Raw genomic sequence first — 3,073 nt, 5'->3', positions numbered from 1 at the left:
GTCAGAGCCAGCAAGACAGTCAAAGCCAGCAAGACAGTCAGGAGCAAGCAGGCCTAGCACAAGAAAATGAAACGGTTGAAGATCCTGAAGGAAACACTAATCAAGGTTTATCAGCAACACAGCAAACACCATTAGAAAAAGAGCAGCAACAACGCTTACAGAAATGGTTGCGGAATATCCCTGATGATCCCTCTTTGTTATTAAGAAATAAAATGTACATAGAAAGCCAGCAACGTAATGCTGAATCAAACCAGAAAAATAGTTCGGAGCAAATATGGTAAAGGCAATACACACACATCGCCGTGTCTCTAAATTCTCATTAACGGCGTATACTCTTGTTCTGGTAAGCTTACTATTTATGCTTAGTTTTCAGGCCAGCGCAGCATTGAAAATTACCGCTTCGGTAAATCAAAACCCCGTTGTACAAGGGAATAGTTTCATCCTTGAAATCCGCGCGAATGAAAGTATCAGCGCGAGTGATTGGGATAGCTCACCGCTGCTTGCCGACTTTATGGTAGGTAGAACCTCAACAAATAGCCAAACGTCTTACATCAATGGAACAAAAACCCATATAACGACCTTTACAACCGTGTTAATGGCGAGAAATATTGGTAGTTATACCATCCCCGCTTTCACCATTGAAGGTGCCAGCACACAAGCAATTAAAGTTAATGTGATCTCATCATCAACAGCGAGTAACCGTGGACTCAATAACCGTAATATTGAGTTAAAAGTAGCGGTGCCCGATCAAACTATTTATATTGGTCAGCAATTTATCTACACAGCGACCTTATACATAGCACAAAATACCGCGATGCAAGCTGGTAATATCACCGAGCCAGAAGTGCCCGATGGGAGCGTTAAGCAGATCGGCAAAGATGAAAACGCCAGTAAAATCATTAACGGCCGACGTTTTCAAACTATTACCCGTAAATATGCTATTACCAGTAATACAGCAGGACCAACAACGATCACACCGAGTCGATTTGAAGGACAAGTGAGTACCGCAACACGTGGCTATCGTTCAGGACCAGTAACGCCAGTCATTATTCAAGCTAAGGCTGTAAGTTTAAACATTTTGCCACCACCTGACACTTATAAAGGCGAGTGGTTAGTGAGTGACTTTGTACAAGTAGACGAAGAACTGCAACCGTCACAAGACAGTTACCAACAAGGTGAACCAATAACCCGTACCATCACACTAACAGCCGCGAATGTAGATAAGTCTGCCCTCCCCGAGTTAGCTATTAACTGGCCTAAAACAGTGAAGATCTACCCTGATAAACCCCAGTTGACTAGCTTTACACAACAAGACAACTACTTCTCACAACAAGTATTAAGTTTTGCCATTATTCCAAATCAAGTGGGTGAGCTAACATTACCAGCACTATCCATACCTTGGTTTAATAACAAAACCCAGCAACAAGAATGGGCGACACTACCCGCTAAAACCATATCTATCGTACCAAGTGAAAACACGCTTCCTGTGGTAAACAATACTTCATTCGTAAACAATGCGAACAATGAAAATAGTGACGCAAGCTCAATCCTAGCGCCAGCCTCTAATAACAGCGGTCAGCCAACAGCTGAATCATCAATATGGCGTTGGTTAACCTTTATGTTTGCTGGGCTATGGGTATTAACCTCTGCCACTTGGTTTATCTTGCGAAGAGGTAATCAAAAAACCATTAATCCGCAAGTTTATGATGCAACTAAACCTGATAATATCTGGCCACAATTGCAACTCGCCCTGAAAAATAATGATGCGCAACAAAGTAACCAGCTATTACCTTTATGGTTTAAACAACAATGGCCCGAGATCAAAGATCTACAGCTAGCTTCACTACCAATGAGTCAAGAGTGCCAGCAAGCTTGCCAAGATCTTTTGACCTTTAGTTATGCTAAAAATACAGCGTCATCGAATTGGAATGGGCAAGTATTGCTAGCTCAGCTAAGCAAACTGAGAAACTCAAAAAAAGCAGCAACAAAATCGCAACAACCCAGTATTAAAACTCAGCTTAATCCATAATAGCTTACAATGATAATACAAAGTTAGCGTCTATAGATGACGCTAACTTCGTTTATGAAAATACCAACACGCCCACAACGCTCGAATTCGAACATTAAAAGCCGCGCTACAAATGCTCGAACATTAAGCAGTATCTCTCGGATATGAAAATGAAAGATTCATATGAGCATCCACACATTTCAACTGAAAGCTGATTTGCATTAACTGAAAGTTAACAAGTGAATCTACAAATTAGACACATTTATCTATTACCCGCACTAGATATCCACTTTAAAAAGGCGCAAAATAGCCTCAGTTACTGGATTTAATTATTGCTTTATTAAGGAATTGGAATGTCAATACATAAAACACTTGGTGAATTTATCGTTGAAAATCAATCAGATTTTCCACATGCAAAAGGTGAATTAACAGCATTATTAAGTTCCATCAAACTTGCTGCTAAAATTGTAAACCGTGAAATAAATAAAGCTGGCCTCGTTGATATAACAGGTGCAAGTGGCATTGAAAATATCCAAGGTGAAGAACAGCAAAAACTCGATATGTATGCGAACGAAGTATTCAAAAATGCTTTGATCGCTCGTGGTGAAGTTTGTGGTATAGCTTCTGAAGAAGAAGATCATTATGTATTTTTCGACAACCAAAACAGCCGTAATGCTAACTACGTTGTATTAATGGACCCACTAGATGGTTCATCAAACATCGATGTTAACGTTTCTGTTGGGACAATTTTCTCTATCTATCGTCGTGTATCACCTGTTGGCGGTCCAGTATCAATGGATGACTTCTTACAAGTAGGCCGTAAACAAGTTGCTGCGGGTTATGTTGTATATGGTTCATCAACCATGCTGGTATTTACAACCGGTAATGGTGTTCATGGTTTCACCTACGATCCATCAATTGGCGTATTCTGCTTATCACACGAAACAATGACCTTCCCTAAATCTGGTAAAATTTATTCGATCAATGAAGGTAACTACAGCAAATTCCCAATGGGTGTGAAAAAATACATTAAGTATTGCCAAGAAGAAGATGAAACAACCAACC

General features: G+C 40.2%; 2 protein-coding genes and 1 pseudogene. All 3 read left to right on the top strand.

What is annotated here, in order from left to right; translation table 11 throughout:
* Nucleotides 1-281 (top strand): annotated as a pseudogene (locus QNK26_RS17945) (hypothetical protein); the annotation flags it as partial.
* On the top strand, nucleotides 275-2,029 hold the full coding sequence (locus QNK26_RS17940) for a BatD family protein (protein ID WP_319225428.1): 1,755 nt from the start codon (nucleotides 275-277) through the stop codon (nucleotides 2,027-2,029). The pseudogene QNK26_RS17945 and the gene QNK26_RS17940, both read left to right, overlap by 7 nt.
* Before the next feature lie 332 nt (nucleotides 2,030-2,361).
* The coding region (fbp, locus tag QNK26_RS17935; protein ID WP_319225426.1) for a class 1 fructose-bisphosphatase at nucleotides 2,362-3,073 on the top strand (712 nt) is incomplete at its 3' end.

Source organism: Moritella sp. (genome assembly GCF_033791185.1).
Lineage (GTDB): Bacteria > Pseudomonadota > Gammaproteobacteria > Enterobacterales > Moritellaceae > Moritella.
This window is presented reverse-complemented; position numbering and strand designations above follow the sequence as displayed.

Bases quoted from the DNA above. Each gene is read 5' to 3' on its own strand.
- QNK26_RS17940 (WP_319225428.1), top strand. From the start codon at position 275: ATGGTAAAGGCAATACACACACATCGCCGTGTCTCTAAATTCTCATTA.